This window comes from Cellvibrio sp., assembly GCF_053579595.1.
This window is the reverse complement of record NZ_JBRFPI010000558.1, coordinates 1-1,904: the sequence shown is the minus strand read 5'-3', so window position 1 is coordinate 1,904 and position 1,904 is coordinate 1. Positions and strand designations below refer to the sequence as shown.

The window sequence follows — 1,904 nt, the reverse complement described above, 5'->3', positions numbered from 1 at the left end:
ATCAAAAAAGTTTCTAGTCCAGTTTGTAAAAGAAATCAATTGGAGGATTGTACAAAGGAAGAGGTTGTGAATGCATTTGATAATACCATTCACTAGACAGACTACTTTTTGAATAAGACGATTGAATGGCTCAAGACGAAAAATGCAGAGTACAACACCTCGTTAATTTATTTGTCTGATCATGGCGAATCCTTGGGTGAAAATGGTTTATACCTGCATGGCATGCCTTATTCGATTGCACCCAAAGAGCAAAAGGAGGTTCCTTTTTTCATGTGGCTCTCAGAGGAATACTCGGCAGCTAATCACGTGAACACCCAGTGTTTAAAATCGATGATCAAAAATAGCTATTCGCATGACAATCTGTTTCACACTGTGTTGGGCATGTTAAATATACAAACGCAGGTTTACCAAACTAATCTGGATATTCTGGTTGTGTGCAGGAATGTTGATTATTAAATCCGATAAAATAGACCGATTTTTTGACTACAACAGCTTTTCAATAATGCTTATATCCATAATCGCGGCGACAAAAAACAAAATAAATAACTGCGCCCAGCGGACATAACGCTGGCACAGGGCGATAAAAACCGGGTCATTGGTCTGTTGAAATGTATTGGACATGATGTAGCGGTATAGCGCCAGGCTTGTCGTATCTTCTAATTGTTCTTCATAAAGTTTGAATTCCGTAAAACATTGGGGCAGGTTTTTTTCGGCGTATTTGAGGATCTGGCTGCGCAAATAGAGGGTGGGAAATATCATAAGCAGCAATATGCAAAAGGTAGCATAGGGGGCTATTTCAAACAGCGGCGCAGTGAAGTTGTACACGGTGATCACCCACGGCAATGATAAGCGGAATATTTAACAGGCGTGTTAAATGGACATTGCGCTGGATTTTATCGACCAATTCTTACGTGAATCTTAAAAGGGCCGACTTTTTACGGGTGTTTTAGCTAAGCAGGGATCATAACCGTTTCAAACTGGTCATCTTGTTGTGCAAAAACCGCCGCTCGGGTTCCTGTCCGGTTAATTCCAGTGCCTTGGCATAGGCAGCGGTAGCGGCGTCAAGTTCCCCTAATTGTGCGAGCAAATCGGCGCGTGCGGCATGGAGCAGGTAGTAATCGGTGAGCTGTTGGCGTGCGAGCAAGTCGTCGAGCAGGCTTAAGCCTGCGGCTGGGCCATCGCGCAGGGCAATGGCGACGGCGCGGTTGAGTTCGATAATAGGCGAGGGGTTACGGTAGAGTAGTAGATCGTAAAAACCGACAATTTCCTGCCAGTCGGTTTGTGCAAAACTGGGTGCGTCAGCGTGCAGTGCGGCTATGGCGGCTTGCAGACAGTAAATATCGGCACTGCCGCTGCTTAATGCGCGTTGGATTAATGCCGAGCCTTCAGCGATTTGATCGCGATCCCACAAGGTTCTGTCCTGGTCTTCCAGCCGGATCAAGTCCCCGTTGCCATCAATGCGTGCACTGCGGCGCGAATCCTGGAGCAGCATTAATGCGAGCAGGCCAAGCACTTCCGGGTCGGGCAATAACGTGGCGAGCAGGCGCCCGAGGCGGATCGCCTCCTGCGCTAACTCCTGGCGAATTAATTCTGTGCCCGATGACGCTGAATAACCCTCGTTAAATACCAGATAAATCACATGCAGCACTGCGTCCAAGCGCTCGGGTAATTCGCTGCGCGCGGGAATTTCGTAGGGGATTTTTGCATCGCGGATTTTATTTTTCGCGCGCACGATGCGTTGTGCCAGCGTGCTGGGCGAGATTAAAAATGCACGCGCAATAGCCTCAGTCGTCAACCCGCAAATTTCGCGCAAGGTAAGTGCAAGCTGCGCTTCGGGCGCGAGGCTCGGGTGACAGCAGGTAAAGATAAGGCGCAATTGGTCGTCTTCGATATGCTCATCAGAC

At 48.1% G+C, this 1,904-nt stretch carries 3 protein-coding genes; 1 reads left to right on the top strand and 2 read right to left on the bottom strand.

The features are described from left to right. Positions 1-108: 108 nt before the first annotated feature. Positions 109-456: a sulfatase-like hydrolase/transferase gene (locus ACWA6V_RS21090; protein ID WP_449524323.1), complete on the top strand. Its 348-nt coding sequence runs from the start codon at positions 109-111 to the stop codon at positions 454-456. Between the two features lie 27 nt (positions 457-483). On the opposite strand, the gene ACWA6V_RS21085 is transcribed toward ACWA6V_RS21090, so the two are convergent. Both ACWA6V_RS21085 and ACWA6V_RS21080 read right to left on the bottom strand, forming a co-directional pair. Continuing rightward, a complete protein-coding gene (locus ACWA6V_RS21085; protein WP_449524322.1) occupies positions 484-825 on the bottom strand; it encodes a hypothetical protein in 342 nt (113 codons plus the stop codon). Between the two features lie 136 nt (positions 826-961). Then, positions 962-1,904, bottom strand: a 943-nt coding sequence (locus tag ACWA6V_RS21080; RefSeq protein ID WP_449524321.1) for an RNA polymerase sigma factor, incomplete at its 5' end; no start/stop codon positions are given.